An 18059-nucleotide genomic window follows, 5' to 3' on the forward strand; every position below is an offset into this window, starting at 1 on the left:
TAAATTTAAACAAAAATCCGTCCAAATGTCACTTTTTTTTGAATATTTCTTTAAAAATCAACGATTTTTTTTAAAATCATTAATTTTTTTTAATAAGCTTTTGCGAATAATACACGTCTCTTAGAAGGTTTTCCAGAAACCAGTGAAACCCCTTCTTCCACATCATCATCTAAAGGAATACATCTGATAGTAGCCTTCGTTTCATCCTTAATCTGTTCTTCTTCTTCAGCTGTGCCATCCCAGTGTGCATAGATGAAACCACCTTTCTCTTCCAGAACTTTTTTGAATTCTTCGTAATTATCCACTTTTGTGATATTATTTTTTCTGAATTCAAATGCTTTGTTATAAATGTCCTGCTGAATTGTTTTCAATAGATCTTCGATATAAGTGTCCAGACCTTCGATAGAACGAACTTCTTTTGTCAGATTATCTCTTCTCGCAATTTCCACAGATTTATTTTCCAGGTCTCTTGGTCCCATTGCGATTCTTACAGGAACACCTTTTAATTCATATTCTGCAAATTTCCATCCCGGTTTGTTCTGAGTATCATTATCAAACTTCACAGAAATACCTTTTGCTCTTAGTTTAGCCTGGATATCCAACGCTACTTCGCTAATTTGTTCCAACTGTTCTTCTCCTTTAAAGATCGGAACAATCACCACCTGAATAGGTGCCAGAGTAGGAGGCAGCACCAATCCAAAATCATCAGAGTGAGTCATAATCAAAGCTCCCATCAAACGAGTTGATGTTCCCCATGACGTAGCCCATGCATGTTCTATTTTTCCTTCTTTGTTGGTGAATTTTACGTCAAATGCTTTTGCGAAGTTTTGTCCTAAGAAGTGAGATGTTCCCGCCTGTAAAGCTTTTCCATCCTGCATTAATGCTTCAATACAATAAGTTTCATCAGCTCCCGCAAATCTTTCAGATGGAGTTTTTAAACCTTGAATAACAGGAATTGCCATAAAGTTTTCTGCAAAATCTGCATATACCTTATTCATTTTTTCTGCTTCTTCTACTGCTTCATCTTTTGTAGCGTGAGCAGTGTGCCCTTCCTGCCATAAGAATTCTGCGGTTCTTAAGAAAAGACGTGTTCTCATTTCCCAACGAACAACATTCGCCCATTGGTTGATCAATATAGGTAGGTCTCTGTAAGACTGAATCCAGTTTTTGTATGTATTCCAGATAATAGCTTCTGAAGTAGGACGAACGATAAGTTCTTCTTCCAGTTTCGCATCCGGGTCCACAATTAGTTTGGATGGATTGTCCGGATCGGTTTTTAATCTGTAGTGGGTAACAACAGCGCATTCTTTTGCAAAACCTTCTGCATTCTTTTCCTCTGCCTCAAACAAGCTTTTGGGCACAAAAAGCGGGAAGTATGCGTTAACGTGACCTGTTTCTTTGAACTTTTTATCCATTTCATCACGCATTTTTTCCCAGATCGCATAGCCATACGGTTTGATCACCATACATCCACGCACACCTGAGTTTTCAGCTAAATCAGCTTTTACAACCAGCTCATTATACCATTTGCTGTAATCTTCGCTTCTTGAGGTTAATTTTGCCATTATTTTTTTTTAATTTTTTTAACTTTTGTCCGTTATTGTTATCTAAAAATAAAAATCTATTTTTGATAGATTTTTTTACCAGTATTTTGGTACATTTTTGGTACAGATTGCAAATATAATTTAAATTAAAAATTTTTACGTTATCATGAAAAGAAATATACATAAAAATTTGCTTGGTCTGCTAAGATCCAAAGGGGTGTTGGCGATATCAGGCGGATTATTACTTGTGTCTTGTGGTGCTCAGATGGGAGGGTATAGCGAGACAGACGGGGTGTATTACGACCCCAATAAGGATACGCTACCTGAAGGAGTTATCATTAATGATAGCGGAAACAGAGTAGGAGAATATTATGACTATTATCAGGATTCCAATGTGATTCAAAATGCACAGACGAATTCCAGAGAACAGCAAAACAGATATAATGACTGGAGCAATACCAATCCGAATTGGAACTCCAATGCTACAGATTCAGACTGGGGACTTTATGCAGGTTCTCAGACAAACTACTATGACAACTCATGGGGATGGGGATCTCCTTGGGGATGGTATGGTGGTTATAGCCCATATTGGGGCTGGGGTATGAACCGTGGCTGGGGCTGGGGTGCAAGTATGTCCTGGGGTTGGGGCGGATCATTCGGCTGGGGCTGGGGAGGCTCTTACGGATGGGGAAGTCCATACTGGGGATACGGCTATGGTGGATATTATGATCCATTCTGGGGCGGATACTACGGAAATCCTTATTGGGGATACGGAGGCGGTTACTGGGGTGGCGGCTACTATAACAGACCGGTTTACAGAAGAAGCGGCACCAGTGGAGGAGGATTCCAGAATACAGGTGTAGCCAACGCAGTATACAGAACCAATACAGCCAATTCAGGCTTCAGAAATACCAACGGAGGTTTCAGAAACGGAAATAACGGAGGTTTCAGAGATTCTAATTCAAATGGTGGTTTCAGAAATAGCAATGGCGGATTTAGAAACACAGATAATGGTGGATTCAGAAACGGTAACTCAGGAGGTTTCAGAAATTCGCAGTCAAATGGAGGATTCCGTAATACGGCACCACAGACAAGACCTAATTATAATTATCAGCAATCACAGCCTAGAAACAACAATAGTGGAGGCTTCAGATCTAATGATTCAGGAGGTTTCAGATCTAGCGGCGGCTTCAACTCCGGTGGAGGCGGCTTCAGAGGTGGTTCTTCTGGCGGCGGTGGCGGAATGAGATCCGGCGGCGGAGGAAGAGGTGGATTCAGATAATTTTCAAACGAATAAACTATTAAAAAATAATGTTAAAAAAATCTTTAGTATTAATGAGTATTTCTGCAGCATTTTATGCGCAGGCTCAGGATGTTTCTGTGATAAGAAATACCGTGGATGTTTACTCAAGTACTCCTATGGTGGGATCGGCTAAGTTTAATGCAATGGCTGGAGCTAATGGTGCGTTGGGAGGTGATGCAAACTCTTTGCTTACCAACCCGGCAGGTTTAGGGGTAGCTATTTCAGGAGAGGTTTCAGGAACTTTATCTATTTTAGGCAATAAAAACAGCAGCTCTTTAGCTGGATCTACCATAGACTATAGCAAAACCAGAGGAGACCTTGGAAATGCGGGAGGAGTTATTGCTTTTCCACTGATGACAGAAACAGCTTGGAAGTTTATTAATATTGGTATTAATTTCTCCAACCAGTCTCTTGATAACGTAATCCAGTCACCGGGTAATAACAATATTGTTTACGCCTTTGATAAAAATGATATTACCAAGGATGCTGCATTGGCAGGACATATGTATGAAAGATATGGTAATTTGTCAAAGATGAGTTTTGGGGTAGGAGCAAATTATAACCATAATTTATATTTAGGGGCAGGTTTCAATTTTTTCAACGCTTCAGTTGATCAATATGATACTTTATTTTACCGAAACATTGCTAATGGTTCTACAGAAGCATTCAGTAAGCAGGATACTCCCTATACAGAAAGATCTTCAGGATTTTCTGCTTCATTAGGGGTTATCGGAAAGCTAAGCCCTAATTTCAGAGTAGGAGCATCTCTTGAAACGCCTACGTTCTGGTCGATAGACAGAAATTATTATTTCTATAACGATGCTGTTTACGGGGACGATATAGGTGCTGAAAACAGAAAATTTACTTCACCGCTTAAAGCAACAGTGAGTGCTGCATTTGTAGCAAGTAAAAACTTCTCTTTGAACGTAGATTATACCCTTGGACTTACAAAGCCTGATTATAAAGTATATGGCGGTGCAGAAAGAGTGTTGAATGACTTCTTCAAGGAAAATTACAAAAACCTTTCTGAAGTAAGAGTAGGAGCTGAGTACAGAGTACAGCAGTTCAGACTGAGAGGTGGTTATGCTTACCAGTCAAGTCCTTTTGATGCACTTACAATCAGTAGATTTAATGATGCTGGCAGTGTAGGTGATCAATCATACAGCAACATGATGCTAAGTGATAGAAATACACTTTCTTTCGGTATCGGGTATGATTTCAAATCATTTTATGTAGATGCATCTTATCAGAATATCTCATCTAAGTATACTAATCCTTTTATGAGAGGATATATGGACGGAAATTCTGATTCATCTTATTATTCTGCTAATAACATCTTTGAAAGCGATGCATATGCAGCAAGTGAGGTTAAAAATAACAGAAACAATTTCTTCCTTACGTTAGGATGGAAATTCTAAGCTTTACATAAGCTATATACAAATAAAAAGCTCCGGATTTCGGAGCTTTTTTTATTTTTTAATGAGAATGAGCAGCAGGATGCTGATGGAAGAGGTGCATCATTAATGCAAGTGAAACTCCTAAAACAACCAGTCCTATTTTTACCCAGTCAATATTGTGATTTTTATTGCTTTCAAAAATGATCACCGAAGAAATGTGAAGGAAAATTCCACCTACGATAGCCAGAAAATAAGGCTGAAGATCAGGGTTAAAATAGTTTCCTAACAGCATTCCCATTGGAGAAGCTAGGGCAAATAAGGCTACAATGAGAATAGAGGGATAAGATGAAGAACTCTTTGATTCTCCTTTTCTGTTGAATAAAAATGCTCCCAGAATAAATGAAATAGGAAGATTGTGAAACACAATTCCCCAAAGATAAGGAGACATTTCATGCTCTTCATTGGCAAGAGGGATCCCTTCAATAAAAGCATGGATGAACAATCCCACCATCAAAGCAGCAGGAAGAATGTTGTGTTCATTATGATGATGGAAGTGCCCGTGTTCAAACCCTTTGGTAAGAGCCTCCAGAATCATCTGTAGAAGAACTCCTGCAATTACAAATATCCCAAGATTACTGCTTTCTGCAGAGGTGTAAACCTGCGGAAAAACTTCATTGAGACAGATTGTAATCAAAAAACCGGCACTTAATATCAATAGATTTTTAGCCAGTTTTTCTTTTTTACCAAAGTGTTTTCCCAGAAATACTCCTGTTATTACACTTAAAATCAGTAAAAGTACTGTTATCATTATTTTTTCTTAAATAAATTGATGCAACGCGGGGAATTTTCTTTTTTAAATTCATTTAGCTGATAGTCTCCCCAGATTTTAATTCTTTCAAAACCACATTCTGAAGCATAATTGTGAATTGCTTCCAATGTGTGAAGCTTTACCTTTTCAAAAAAATGAAACGGCTTACCGTCAGCTTCAAAACGAATATCTTTGATGATATGTCTGCCCTCTATTTTCTTCAGTATTCTAAATTCAATATCACCGCGAGTGATTGTTGTTTCGGGCACTAAAGTACTTCTTACAAATTCTTCATTCAGATAATCCAGTACAAAGTATCCTCCTGGCTTTAATGCGTTGTAAACTGATTGGAATACTTTTTTATCATCATTTTCATTGTCAAAATACCCAAAACTAGTAAATAAATTGAATACAGCATCCATCGGGTCTGCATCAATTGGGTTTCTCATGTCATGAACTTCAAAAAGCAGGGTTTGATTTTCATATTGTTTATCAGACTCAATACTTTGTCTTGAAAGATCAAGACCCAAAACATCGTAACCTAATTTGTTTAGGAAAACAGAGTGTCTTCCCTTTCCGCAGGCAAGATCTATGATTTTCGACTGAGGCGGAAGCTGAAGGTCCGCAGTAAGCTTTGTGATGAAGTTTTCAGCTTCAGTATAGTCTCTGTTGCTATAAAGCAAATGATAATAAGGGGTATCAAACCAAGATTCAAACCATTCCATAATGCAAAAATAACTAAATTTGTGCGGTTAAAAGCAAAGTATTTTACAACATTAAGAGATTGAAAAATTCAATTGGACAAGAAGTTGGATAGCTAATCTTTTAATTATTAAAACTTTAAATCTTTTATTTCATACTTATGGATACTGAAAATATAAAAATACAGATAAAAACATTCTTCGGATTGGAGCAGATTCTGGCAGAAGAAATCAAAAAACTGGGCGGAAGAAATGTTGAAATTAAAAACAGAGCGGTAAATTGTGAAGGAGATCTTGGTTTTCTTTACAAGATCAATTACTCTGCAAGAACAGCATTGAAAATTTTAGTGCCGATTCATGAGTTCAAGGCTTTTAACCAGCATCAGTTTTATGACAGACTATTTAAGTTTGAATGGGAAAACTTCATGGATGTAGACCAGTCTTTCTCTATTGATGCAACGGTAAACTCTGAAACGTTCAAACATTCCCAATTTGTGACTTTAAAAATGAAGGATGCGATTGTGGATTATTTTCAGGAAAAATTCAAAAGACGTCCGAATGTAGAAACGAGAAATCCGGACATTAAATTCCATCTTCATATTGACAGAGAGTTGGTGATGATCTCAATGGATTCTTCGGGAGATCCTTTGTTTAAAAGAGGGTACCGAAGAGAACAGGGAGAAGCACCTATTAATGAGGTTCTTGCGAGCGGAATGCTTCAGCTTGCAGGTTGGGACGGAAAAGGTAATTTCCTTGATCCGATGTGTGGTTCCGGAACATTATTGATTGAAGCGGCAATGATTGCTATGGATCTTCCTGCTCAGATCTTCAGAAAGAGATTCGGATTCCAGAACTGGAATAATTATGATGCAGAATTGTTCTCGAAAATCAAAGAATTCAGAATTAACAGAGTCAGACAGTTTGATGGAAAAATTGTAGGATATGACATTGATGCAAGAATGCTGAATGCTGCGAGAATGAACGTGGAAGCAGCCGAAATGGAAGATGTTATCGAGATTAAAAAACAAAACTTCTTTGATTCTAAAAAAGAACTTTTCCCTTTATTGATGGTGTTTAACCCTCCATACGACGAAAGAATTTCCATTAATGATGATGATTTCTACAAGAAAATCGGAGATACCTTCAAAACCCATTATCCAAATACGTTAGCATGGCTGATCTCTTCTGATCTTGAAGCGGTGAAGAAAATTGGTCTGCGTCCTTCAAGAAAGATCAAACTTTTCAACGGAAAGCTGGAAACGAGATTTTTACAGTACGAAATGTATGAAGGAACAAAGAAAGTACATAAGCTGGAAGATAATAAGTAATGGTTTGTATCGTTTAAAATAATAAATTGATGGCTTGGAATTTTCTTGATGGACTTGATATAATTGTTGATGTATTGGAACTATTGGGTTCTGGTTCACGCCCAGGTTCTGATAGAAAAAGCCTGAATTATGATGAGAAACCTCAAAATAAGGAGTCAAAGAAATCCAAATATTTCACAGAGAAAGTAAGTGCAGTAATTATTGTATTGGCTGCATTTTCTTTTTTTATTGTTTTTAAAGATCCGCTGCCTGCAGAAAATTATACGCAAACTTTGGTTGTAATTTCCTTAATAGGTGTTGTGATTTCATTTGTAATATTTTTTATCCTGCATGTGATGGAACTTTATTATTTTAAGAATATCTTTAAACTGCTTTTGTTTAGCTGTTCGGTAATTACTTTCTTTATTTCTGTAGTCATGTATATCTATTTCAGATCTGGCTGGTTTATATAGCAAAACGGTTTATAAACTAAAAATTAATAAACTTTGAGATTAAAATGTCCTGGAATTTTTTTGAAATATTTGATATAGTTTTGGATGCGTTTGGATTGTTTAGTTCCAGATCAAAATCATCAAGTTCAAAACCTAAAAGAAAGGCTTTAAATCACAATGTAATATCTCAAAAGAAAGAGCTGAAAGATCCGGATACTTTACAGAAAAAATAACTGGGATAGATTTCACAGTTTAATTAAAATAATAAAATGAGGCTGTTTCAAAAGTCAAATAATTTGACTTTTGTCATTCTGACGAAGGAAGAATCTTATTGATAAACAAATGTAAGAGATTCTTCACTACATTTCTTTCCGTTCAGAATGACATTTTTGAAACAGCCTCTTTTATCTTATCGTGCCAGTGAAGGAGCAAATCCGTACTGCTTTTTAAAAGCATGTGAAAAATGCGACAGGTCTTCAAAACCTACTTCCAGAAAAACATCGGAAGGTTTTTTATTCTTTTCGGATAAATGATAATAGGCCAGTTCGAGACGTTTTTGCATAAGCCACCGCTGTGGTGTCGTTTGAAATATCTTTCTGAAATCTCTGTTGAAAGTAGATAAACTCCTTCCCGTAAGATATCCATATCGTTCCAAAGGCATATTAAACATATAATTTTTCTCCATGAAGTTAATCAGATCTACTTTTCCCGGTTCATCAAAATCAGCAAGTACATGATCTATATCCGGATCAATCTCCCTTACAATACTGATGGCTTCAGTGATCTTTAAATGAGCAATATTTTCAGGAAACGGCCCCTCAATCTCAAAATAAGGAATGAGGGATGCAAGACAGCTGTTCAGAAGCGGATGATTCCTGAAACTGTAAATACTTGATTCACGATGCCCGGTTTTCTTGTGATAATCAACAGAGCTGTAAAATGCTTTCAGTCGTTCTGTGGTAAGGTGCATTACTACGGCTTTATGAGGAAGTCCGTCTTTTGGATAATTAATGATCGTGGCAAGATGATTCCTTGGGATCAGAAAAATATCTCCTGCTTTGAAAACATAGGTTTTATCTGCCTGAATAATTTTCGTTTCTCCTGATATAAACCAGACCAGCATATGATATTCAAAGACCGTTTCCGTTTTGAACAGTTTATCATCATAACTGGAAAGCTTGATATCCGGTGTGAGGTATTGTATCTGGAAATCCATTGTCAGAAGTTTTTCATTACAAATGTATTTAAAAAACAATTATTTGGTGTCAAAACGGAATCCCAGCATCTCTTCACTTAATTTCCATAAACGCTCAGCATTGTTTTTATCAATAGAATAAGGTTGTACCCCACGAATAGTAGCAGGTTCATCAAATCTGTGTTCAATCTGTCCTCTGTCGATCTCTGCAATGTCGCAATTTTCACAATAAACCCCGCCGATTTCGTTAAGCTGTGGACTTACAGCGCACCAAATTGTAGTAGCAGCACCTTGTGGAACAGTTTTTAAACGTGCTTCAACTTCCGGTTTGATATTTCCATTTTCATCATGCGTTCCAAGCTGCTTAAAAAGCTCAATAGGTTCTTCTCTGCCAAGATCAGTTCCATATACAGAACCGGGATGAAGAGAATAGGCTCTGATATTAAACTCTTTTCCTCTTTCATCAAGTTCTACGGCAAATAAATTACAGGCAGTTTTAGATTGTCCGTATCCGGATAGAGTATCATAGTCTCTTTTCTCAAAATTAGGATCTTCAAAATCAAAAGGAGCCATCTGATGACCATAAGAAGAAACACTGATAACCCTTGCTCCGTTTGCTTTTTTCAGAGCTGGCCATAATTTTGCGGTAAGGTGAAACTGTCCAAGATAATTGGTTGCCAGTTGAGATTCAAAACCTCTGCTGTCTCTGCGGAGAGGAACCCACATGATCCCTGCATTGTTAATAAGCAGGTCCAGACTTCTTCCTGATGCTGTAAATCGTTCTGCAAAGGCATCAATGGACGCCGGGTTCATCAGGTCCATTTCTTCAAGTTCATAATTTTCAATTCCTGAAAGATTTTTTCGTGCCTTTTCAATATCTCTAGCGGGAATAATGACATGGGCTCCGGCTGTAGTAAGGACTTTTGTAGTTTCGAGGCCGATTCCTGCATAACCGCCGGTAATAATCACTGTTTTTCCGGTAAGATTAATTCCTTTAATAACTTCCTGAGCTGTTGAATACGCATTGAACCCTGATTGAACAGGCTGTTGCAATGCATTGATAGTTGATTCCATTTTTTATTGTTTTAAATTTCTATAGCAAAATTAGAATGGATTCACTGTCTTTATTTTGTTTAAAATGTCAAATTTGTTGGCTCAGAATTTCATTTGTAAAAATCATGAAAAGAGAAAGATAAAACTTCACTTCGTTAATTTCTCTGAATAAGCTGTTAAACTGTTTGTAGGTTGTTCTACGAATAAGTAATTTTGAAAAATTTTCAATTTGAAGCCTACTATTTCCATTGTCGTTGCCATTTACAACCGAAAAGATGAACTTTTTGAGTTGCTGACCTCCCTTACCCAGCAGACGGATAAGGAGTTTGAGATCATTATTGTAGATGATGGTTCTCTGATCGATCTGAAGCCTACCATTAAAAACTTTGAACAGGGTTTGGATATTAAATATTTCAGAAAAGATAATTCAGGACCAGGGCTGACAAGAAATTACGGGGCGGCAAGAGCAGCGAATGAATGGCTGGTATTTGTGGACAGTGATGTCATCGTTGAGAAGGACTATATTGAACATATTAAAAATGATATCCTAACTATTCCTTGTGATGCGTTTGGAGGAGCAGATAAGGCACATAAAGGGTTTAACCTGATGCAAAAAGCGATTTCCTATTCCATGACTTCTGTTTTTACCACCGGAGGAATCAGAGGAAGTAAAAAGGCAGTTTCTAAATTTCAGCCCAGAAGTTTTAATATGGGAGTGAAGAAAGCTGTTTTTGAAAAAGTAGGTGGATTTTCTGAAATGAGAATAGGAGAGGATCCGGATCTGTCTATGACGCTTTGGGAGAACGGATTTACCACTGCTTTTTTTGACAATATTGCGGTATATCATAAACGTAGAGTTGATTTTGGAAAATTCTCCAAACAAGTCTATCAGTTTGGCTGTGCAAGACCAATTCTTAACCAGAGACATCCGAATTATGTAAAGATTTCTTTTGCATTTCCTACCTTATTTATGTTAGGATATGTGATGGGCTTTCTGGAGTATTTTATAATGCATAGAGGGGTAATCCTTTCTTTTTATGGATTATACACTTTTTTGGTATTGTTTCATGCTTTATTACTGACCAAAAATATCAGCATTGCCGGTATGGCGGTTATTTCCACCTATATTCAGATGTTTTCTTACGGATACGGATTTTTAAAATCCTGGATTTTACTGAATGTTGTAAGAATGAAACCGGAGGAAGCCTTTCCACATCATTATTATAAGAAATAACAGGGAGCATCTTATACAGGTTTTGGCTAAAGCCGTTGAAAGGTTTATTTCTTTGATAAATGGGCTGAAGCCTGTTCCTATTGAATTTTTTTACTCACAATTATTATATTTGTCATTCCGTAGGGGCTCAACAGAGGTTAAAAGCCATTATAATTTCTCTAACAACCCCGTTTGTAACCACCCGACACCTCGGGAAGTCTAAAACAATAGTGAAATAAACCTCCCGAGTCCTCGGATTGTTAAAAACAAGTATGTTTGTGACTTCCCGAGATCTCAGGAAGTGTCCTGCAAGTTGTGGGAAACCTCCCGACATCTCGGAAGGTTTGTTTTAAGTCTGTTTGTAACCAAACGACTTTTTATAACGCTCTCGAATGAGCTGGTGAATGCTGTTAAAAACTCTTCACTGGGTAAAAAATAGGTGGTTTTCCAGAAGGTATTCAGGGATGTTGTAATAATAAACACTTAGAGTAGCATTTTTTACTCCTATTGCAATTCCGTAGGAATCTAAAATCAGATGTAGTGATTTGAATGAGAAAAAAAGGCTGTTTCAATTGAAACAGCCTTTTTACAATAATTAGGATATGGAAATGTTTTCATGGTGGTTAAGAACCCCTACTTTCAGCATACACTCCTTCATTTTATGGTAAGTTCTTTTGATGTCGTGGTCCAGACCGATGGAGAATCTGATCAATCCGTCAGAAATCCCTATAGATGCGCGTTCTTCCTCTGGAATTTCAGATGAAGTAGATTTTCCTGAGCAAGAGAATAAGGTTTTATAGAACCCTAAACTTACTGCAAGATAGCCAAGGTTTTCCGCCTGCATCAGCTCCATCAGCTCATTGGCTTTTTCTGTTGTGCCGGCATCCAGAGTCAGTAATCCTCCGTACCCGTATTCTTCATGAATCATGCTTTTCATTAATTCATGGTTTTTATGGGATGGTAATCCGGGATAAGATATCTTTAGACCATCTTTCTCGAATCTTTCAGCAAGATACATGGCATTGTGGCTATGTTGTTTTATTCTGATATGTAATGTTCTCAGGTTCTTTAAGATACTTGAAGATCTTAAGCTGTCCATCGTTGGTCCCAGAAGCATACACGCTCCTGAATTTACATTTTTAGTGTCATCAATAAATGCCTGTGTTGCACAATATACACCTCCTACAGTATCACTGCTTCCATTGATGAACTTCGTTAAACTGTGGATCACAACATCTGCCCCGAATACTGTGGGAGAGATAGAAAGAGGAGAGAAGGTATTGTCTACAATCAGTTTCAGATTGTGTTTTTTACAGATCTCCGAAAGTTTTCTAAGGTCTGCCACTTCAAGGAGCGGATTGCTTACACTTTCACAGTAGATGACTTTGGTATTGGGAGTAATTGCATTTTCTATAGACTCAAAATTGTTGATATCAACAAAACTTGTTGCCACATTAAACTGAGGCATGAAGTTTTTAAGAAAAGCATAAGTTCCTCCGTAGATAGTTCTGCTTGAAATAATATGGTCACCACTTTTGCACACCTGCATCAAAACGGAAGTAATAGCTCCCATTCCGGATGCTGTAACGTTGGCAGATTCCGTATTTTCCATCTTGGCAAGAGCCTGAGCCAGATAAAGGTTCATGGGAGATGAATGTCTGGAATACAGATAGCATCCTTCCGCATTTCCTTCAAAAGTATCAAACATGGTCTTTGCAGAAAGAAATGTATAAGTAGAGCTGTCAGAGATAGAAGGATTCACTCCCCCGAATTCACCAAAATACTGAAGATCCTGGATCTCATTGGCTGCGTTAAAGTTTTCCATAAATATTGTTTTTATTTTATCGCTCCAATTTGCATTTATTTCCTAATTATTACAACATAAATTTGAATATATAGAAAATAAAACTGTAAAATATTGTTTATTTAGAAAAATTATTTAGTATCTTCGGGATTGTTAAATTTTCACCAAAAAATTATCTATGGAACTTGACGAAACTGATAAGAAACTTTTACTTTTTTTACAAGATGACTGTAAGCAAACCACCAAAGAGCTATCCGGTAAACTTGGATTGTCTGTTACTGCAGTTTATGAGCGTGTAAAAAAGCTTGAAAATGCGGGGGTTATTTCAAAGTATGTAGCTTTGCTGGACAAGAGTAAAGTTAAGAAAAATTTTATCGTTCTGTGTCATGTAAAATTAAGCCAGCACAAAAAAGAATTTGTACTGCAGTTTGAAAAGGAAGTGATGGATTTGCAGGAAGTTACCGAATGCTTCCATGTGAGTGGAGATTATGATTACATTCTTAAAATAGGAGTGAAAGATATTGAAGACTATCGTAATTTTATGCTGACAAAGCTTACAACGCTTCAGCACATCGCAAGCACACACAGCTCATTTATGATTTCTGAGGTTAAAAATACAACGGCAATTATACTGTAGATTCTTAAACCTTAGGAAAACTATTTGATTTGATCTTCTTTTGTTATTTTATCAATGAAATAATGAAGTCTTTTAATATCAGATCTGCCTTTGTTTTTATCATTCAAAAAACAAGTGGTTACGATGACCATTTTTAAATCAGGAATAACGCAGATAAGTTGGCCGCCATAGCCGGTTGCTACATAAGCCTGATGTCCATTGGTTTTTCTTCGCCACCAGTAATAGCCATACCCGTTGGCATGGGGCATTACATCCCATGAATCCAGCTTTACCTGTTCCGAAGTGGATTCCTGAATCCATTTTGATGAGACAATCTGTTTGCTGCCTAATTTTCCGTTGTTAAGAATCATAGACCCAAATTTCAGCATATCTTCAGGTTTCATAAACATCTCTGAGCCTGCCAAATTTCTGTTCATTGAATCTGTGTCCCATCGGGGAACATTCATTTTTAAAGGTCTGAAAAGATTTTCAGTTGCGAATTGTTTCAGGTTGGTCTTTACAATTTTTGCCAGTGCAGCACCAAAAAGATGAGATTCACCACTGTTATAGTTGAATACAGTACCCGGATATTCTTCAAAAGGTAAATCCAGAACAAATTTTACAGGATCACCGGAAAACGACATGGCTGTTGATATTTTTGAATTTTCAATCCAGTCGAAGCCTCCTTGCATGGTCAGGAGATGTTTTAGCGTTAATGTATTTCTGATGGAGTCATTAAGAACTTTCCCTTCAATATTGGAAATGTTTTTAAAACTACTTCTTGAAACATTGTATTCCGGAAGAATTTTTAAAACCAGAGTATTGAGATTGGGAAGCAGATTTTTATCCTTTGCTATTCCTGCCAGAACAGAGACGATGCTTTTGGTAACAGATTTTATACTGAAGACAGTTTCTTTATTAGCTCCATGGAAATACTGCTGATACAGAAATCTGTCGTTTTGAGAAACAATAAAAGATCCCAAAGAAGGAATACTGTCATTAATTTCTTTGGTGAATTGGTCTGTAAATTCTTTTGGTAATTCTTTGTTAAAAGCTGCCTGTGATTTTACTTTAGAACAGAATAGGGTAAGACATAAAATTGTCAGAACCTGCAATACTTGCTTGGATCTCATTGTTTAAAAAAGAAGGGATAAATTATTAGCTGGTGAAAAGTATAAGTTAAAATCTGTCCGAAACAGAACCGTGATTCAATTTTGGACAGATTTTAGCAGATGTTTTCAATTCCTCTAAATTATGAAAAACAATGATTTTTTAAATATGTTTTAAAGAATATTTTTAATTTTTTTTGAATGATTTTCAGGGCATGATATATCGAAAGAAATTAAACCAACACTCCGTTTTTAGAAGAAATAGGATCCGGAAGGTCTGTTTCTCCGCTCATCTGAAGAAGGTCAATTTCAATCGTTCTGCAGATAGAAAGCATAGGGACGTCAAACATTAATCCTGCAAAAGGGTTTTCGGAATAATCTCCTACCAGTTCCATAATAATGTAGATCCATCCGATAATGATACAGAACGGAATAGAAGTCCAGATTCCCCAATCACCAAGCTTTGCAAATTCATTTACCAATCCAAGTGGAAGAAGCATAATGAAAAGAATATTGAAAACGAAGGCTGTACTGGCAAACTGTCTTGGAGAAGGGAATTTTTTGATTCTTTCGGCCTGTCCCTGAAAATTATAGAATTCATTCAGAGCGTTCTGAAGTTGAGTTTGATTGAATTCTGTAATTGCCCCCATATTTTTAAGCTCATTGATGTCTTTTGCCTGTTGAGAGACTAGGTAAGTGGCAAAGTTTTTATAATCATTTTTAAGCTCATATTCTTCTTCGGAAAGATATTTGTGTAGGAAAATAGGGGCTCTCCCGTAATCAGGAAACCCGGCTTTAATCAGTCTGTTTCTTCTCAGGTTGATATTCCCGAATTTCTTTTCTGTACTGATATGTTCCCATTCCGTAGGAACCAAAAGTTGTTCACGGAAAGTGTATAACCATGCAATATGACGATAAACGATTCTTTTTTTACGGTCTTCGAGATCAAAAACGCCAATTTCTTCATTTTTAGTATCAAAAGCGTAAACCATAGAAGCAAATGAACGGCTTGAATTCACAATGCCGCCCCAGATTTTTCTGGCTTCCCAAAGTCTGTCATAAGCCTGGTTGTTTTTGAAACCCACAAGGAATGCTTCTGCTGTACCAATCAGGGCAACAGGAACCCAGGGAATCGTCATCCAGTGCCAGTTGAAGAAATAAAAGAAAACAGCAATTAATGTACACCAGATTGATATAAAAATAAGGTGTACACCGGCCAGATTGAGAACCTGTTTATAATTGACGTATTTGGTTGTGATCATAAAGATAGATGTGTTTTGCGTGTAGAGACAAAATAAATACCAAACTGTGATGTTTTTGTTTTGTAATGCCTGTCAGGTAATAGATAATCGGGTTTTCTTGGTTTATAATAACTTGGGATTGAGGTTGATAATCTTAATAAAAGTAGTGAAAAAATTGCATAAAAAAACCTCTAAAAATTTTTAGAGGTTTTAATTTTATATAAACTTAATATTTCAGCATTTCTTCGATCTTATTGCTGAGCTTTTCAGCATTCGGAAGCATTTCTTTTTCCAATATCAGATTGATTGGTACGGCAGGTACATCCAATGAACCTATCGTTTCTACCGGTGCATCAAGATATTTGAAGCAGTTTTTAGAAATACGGTGGGCAAAAGCTTCTGCAAAAGAGTTGTTAAGCTGTTCTTCGGTAAGAACGATGCATTTTCCGTGGGCTTTTACTCTTTCAAAAACAAGTTCTTCATCAAGAGGAATTAAAGTTCTTAAATCAATCACTTCAACTCTTCCGTTGAAATTTTTGGCTGCTTCTTTAGCCCAGTAAACTCCCATTCCGTAAGTAACGACTAATAAAGTTCCGCCTTTTTCTGTTTCGTTTTTATCAGCCTCGATAATTACTTTACCTTTTCCGAACGGAAGAACATAATCTTCAGCAGGTTCTATTGTTTTGGCATCCTCAGTTCCCGGAACTTTACTCCAGTATAACCCTTTATGTTCCAGCATTACTACCGGGTTTGGATCGTAATAGGCAGCTTTTAATAAGCCTTTAAAATCAGCTGCATTACTTGGATATGCTATTTTGATTCCTTTAATATTGGCTAAAATACTTTCAACGCTTCCGCTGTGGTAAGGACCGCCACCGCCATATGCTCCGATTGGAACACGGATAATGTTGCTTACAGGGAATTTCCCGCCACTTAAATAGCTCGATTTTGAAATCTCTGTAATCAACTGGTTGATTCCCGGATAAATATAGTCTGCAAACTGAACTTCAACAATTGGTTTTAAGCCCACAGCACTCATTCCGGCTGTAGATCCAATGATATAAGCTTCCTGAATGGCTGTATTGAAGACTCTTTTGCTTCCGAATTTTTTTCCTAAAGTAACTGTTTCACGAAAAACTCCGCCAATTCTTTCTCCTACATCCTGTCCGTAAAGAAGAGCTTCAGGGTGTTTCCACATCAATTCCTGAATAGCATGGATAGCAGCATCTACCATCACAATTTTTTCTCCGTTGGCTGGTTCACGTGTTCCAGCCTCCTCAGTAATAGGAGTAGGAGCAAAAACGTGCTGCATTACAGTTTCAGGTTTGGGGTCTTCTGCATTTTTAGCTTTTTCAAAAGCTTCTTCTGCTTCAAGACGTGCCTTTTTAGTGATTTGCTTTAAAAGATCTTCGTCTACGCCTGTTTCCAGTAAATATTTTCTAAGGATTTCTCCCGGATCTTTCGCTCTGTGTTTCGTTAAATCTTCTTCGTCTCTATAGAATTCTCTTCTTACTCCTGAAGTATGGTGCCCAATTAAAACAGTTTTTGCACAAACGACTAAAGGTTTTCTTTCCGTTCTTACAAAATCTACGGCTTTCTTCATCGCTTCAAAACTTTCTACGAAATCTGTTCCGTCTACTCTCATTCTGCTTAACCCTGTGAATCCTGCAACAAAATCATAGGCATCACACGTTCTCGCTTCGTCTTTCGTTACGGAAATTCCCCATTCATTATCCTGTACAAGGAAGATGATAGGAAGCTGATGTAAAGCGGCAAACTGTAAAGCCTCACTCACTTCACCTTCTGTAACGGAATTGTCTCCAAGACTGCAGACAACAACAGGATTGTTTTCAAACTCCTGCAGATTGAAGTCCTGAATGTATTTGATTCCCTGAGCTACTCCTGTAGTAGGGATGGTTTGCATACCGGTTGCAGAACTCTGGTGAACAATCTTAGGTTTGTTTTCATCTCTGCTAGAAGGGTGGGAGTAATAAGATCTTCCTCCGGAAAAAGGATCATCAGCTTTAGCCAGCAATTGAAGCATTAACTGATAAGGTTCAAAACCAATTCCTAAAAGAATACTTTCGTCTCTGTAATAAGGAGAAACCCAGTCTTCTTTCTTCAGCTGATAAGCTGTCGCAAGCTGAATGGCTTCGTGACCTCTTGAAGTACTGTGAACGTATTTACATACGTTTCTGTTTTCTTCATAAATATCAGCCATTGCTTTGGCCAGCATCATATGATTATACGCTTTGAGTAATATATCCTGAGAAACTTTTTCGTGAAGTGCATTTTCCATAGGAAGCAAATATACAT

At 37.1% G+C, this 18059-nt stretch carries 15 protein-coding genes; 6 read left to right on the forward strand and 9 right to left on the reverse strand.

Features of this window, described 5'->3' with window-relative positions; all coding sequences use genetic code 11:
• Positions 1-89: 89 nt before the first annotated feature.
• Positions 90-1565 (reverse strand): proline--tRNA ligase, encoded by a 1476-nt coding sequence (gene proS / locus FW780_RS16190; RefSeq protein ID WP_149834674.1) that lies wholly within the window; start codon positions 1563-1565, stop codon positions 90-92.
• Positions 1566-1710: 145 nt separating this feature from the next.
• Between proS and FW780_RS16195 the strand changes: the two genes are divergently transcribed.
• Together FW780_RS16195 and FW780_RS16200 are read left to right on the forward strand one after the other, a co-directional pair.
• Entirely contained in the window at positions 1711-2826 is a 1116-nt protein-coding gene (locus FW780_RS16195; RefSeq protein ID WP_149834677.1) for a prolyl-tRNA synthetase, read from the forward strand.
• Between the two features lie 53 nt (positions 2827-2879).
• Complete coding sequence (locus tag FW780_RS16200) at positions 2880-4265, forward strand: OmpP1/FadL family transporter (protein ID WP_241676924.1); 1386 nt, start codon at positions 2880-2882, stop codon at positions 4263-4265.
• 58 nt (positions 4266-4323) lie between these two features.
• On the opposite strand, the gene FW780_RS16205 is transcribed toward FW780_RS16200, so the two are convergent.
• Both FW780_RS16205 and FW780_RS16210 read right to left on the reverse strand, forming a co-directional pair.
• The gene (locus FW780_RS16205) at positions 4324-5049 is read right to left on the reverse strand and encodes a ZIP family metal transporter (RefSeq protein WP_149835047.1); all 726 of its coding nucleotides are present in this window, start codon (positions 5047-5049) and stop codon (positions 4324-4326) included.
• 2 nt (positions 5050-5051) lie between these two features.
• A complete protein-coding gene (locus FW780_RS16210) occupies positions 5052-5777 on the reverse strand; it encodes a class I SAM-dependent DNA methyltransferase (RefSeq protein WP_149834683.1) in 726 nt (241 codons plus the stop codon).
• Positions 5778-5914: 137 nt separating this feature from the next.
• Between FW780_RS16210 and FW780_RS16215 the strand changes: the two genes are divergently transcribed.
• Both FW780_RS16215 and FW780_RS16220 read left to right on the forward strand, forming a co-directional pair.
• Positions 5915-7081 carry a THUMP domain-containing class I SAM-dependent RNA methyltransferase gene (locus FW780_RS16215; RefSeq protein WP_149834686.1) on the forward strand — a complete coding sequence of 389 codons (1167 nt, stop codon included), beginning with the start codon at positions 5915-5917 and terminating at the stop codon, positions 7079-7081.
• Positions 7082-7110: 29 nt separating this feature from the next.
• Positions 7111-7533: a branched-chain amino acid ABC transporter substrate-binding protein gene (locus FW780_RS16220; RefSeq protein WP_149834690.1), complete on the forward strand. Its 423-nt coding sequence runs from the start codon at positions 7111-7113 to the stop codon at positions 7531-7533.
• Between the two features lie 388 nt (positions 7534-7921).
• On the opposite strand, the gene FW780_RS16225 is transcribed toward FW780_RS16220, so the two are convergent.
• Positions 7922-8728 (reverse strand): helix-turn-helix domain-containing protein, encoded by an 807-nt coding sequence (locus tag FW780_RS16225; RefSeq protein ID WP_149834693.1) that lies wholly within the window; start codon positions 8726-8728, stop codon positions 7922-7924.
• Positions 8729-8767: 39 nt separating this feature from the next.
• Entirely contained in the window at positions 8768-9781 is a 1014-nt protein-coding gene (locus FW780_RS16230) for an SDR family NAD(P)-dependent oxidoreductase (RefSeq protein WP_149834695.1), read from the reverse strand.
• Positions 9782-9989: 208 nt separating this feature from the next.
• Between FW780_RS16230 and FW780_RS16235 the strand changes: the two genes are divergently transcribed.
• The gene (locus tag FW780_RS16235) at positions 9990-10994 is read left to right on the forward strand and encodes a glycosyltransferase (RefSeq protein ID WP_149834699.1); all 1005 of its coding nucleotides are present in this window, start codon (positions 9990-9992) and stop codon (positions 10992-10994) included.
• A 574-nt stretch (positions 10995-11568) separates the two neighbouring features.
• Here FW780_RS16235 and FW780_RS16240 read toward each other — a convergent pair.
• Positions 11569-12798 carry an aminotransferase class I/II-fold pyridoxal phosphate-dependent enzyme gene (locus tag FW780_RS16240; RefSeq protein WP_149834701.1) on the reverse strand — a complete coding sequence of 410 codons (1230 nt, stop codon included), beginning with the start codon at positions 12796-12798 and terminating at the stop codon, positions 11569-11571.
• A gap of 157 nt (positions 12799-12955) precedes the next feature.
• Between FW780_RS16240 and FW780_RS16245 the strand changes: the two genes are divergently transcribed.
• Positions 12956-13414: an Lrp/AsnC family transcriptional regulator gene (locus FW780_RS16245; RefSeq protein ID WP_149834703.1), complete on the forward strand. Its 459-nt coding sequence runs from the start codon at positions 12956-12958 to the stop codon at positions 13412-13414.
• A 20-nt stretch (positions 13415-13434) separates the two neighbouring features.
• Here FW780_RS16245 and FW780_RS16250 read toward each other — a convergent pair whose 3' ends face one another.
• From FW780_RS16250 to FW780_RS16260, 3 genes are all read right to left on the reverse strand, one after another.
• Positions 13435-14526 carry a serine hydrolase domain-containing protein gene (locus FW780_RS16250; RefSeq protein ID WP_149834705.1) on the reverse strand — a complete coding sequence of 364 codons (1092 nt, stop codon included), beginning with the start codon at positions 14524-14526 and terminating at the stop codon, positions 13435-13437.
• Between the two features lie 209 nt (positions 14527-14735).
• Positions 14736-15764, reverse strand: coding sequence for a bestrophin family protein (locus FW780_RS16255; RefSeq protein WP_149834707.1), 1029 nt, complete (start codon positions 15762-15764; stop codon positions 14736-14738).
• A 205-nt stretch (positions 15765-15969) separates the two neighbouring features.
• Positions 15970-18042, reverse strand: a complete 2073-nt coding sequence (locus FW780_RS16260) for an alpha-ketoacid dehydrogenase subunit alpha/beta (protein ID WP_149834710.1) — start codon at positions 18040-18042, stop codon at positions 15970-15972.
• Positions 18043-18059: the final 17 nt, after the last annotated feature.

Origin of the sequence: Chryseobacterium sediminis (assembly GCF_008386505.1) — a bacterium.
Taxonomy (GTDB): Bacteria; Bacteroidota; Bacteroidia; order Flavobacteriales; family Weeksellaceae; genus Chryseobacterium; species Chryseobacterium sediminis.